Raw genomic sequence first — 259 nt, forward strand, 5'->3', positions numbered from 1 at the left:
AGCTCCTTGGCCATCTCCGACACCTGGGACTTCGAAAGCCTCGTGATGCCCAGAGCCTCCGCCAAGCGCTCCAGGCGCCGCGTCGAGACCCCGAGCAGGTAGCAGGTGGCCACCACCGTGGTGAGGGCCTCCTCGGCCCGCCTGCGGCGCTCAAGCAGCCAGTCAGGAAAGTAGCTGCCCGCCCTGAGCTTGGGGATCCGAAGCCCGATACTGCCCGCCCTGGTGTCCCAGGGGCGGTCCCGGTAGCCGTTGCGGCGGT

Annotated in this window: 1 protein-coding gene; it reads right to left on the minus strand. The window is 69.5% G+C overall.

The window, feature by feature from the left end:
* A partial coding sequence (locus tag F6Q13_RS19555; RefSeq protein WP_293060030.1) for a transposase occupies positions 1-259 on the minus strand: 259 nt, incomplete at both ends.

The organism is Mycobacterium sp. (assembly GCF_008709575.1).
In the GTDB taxonomy this organism is placed as follows: Bacteria; Actinomycetota; Actinomycetes; order Mycobacteriales; family Mycobacteriaceae; genus Mycobacterium.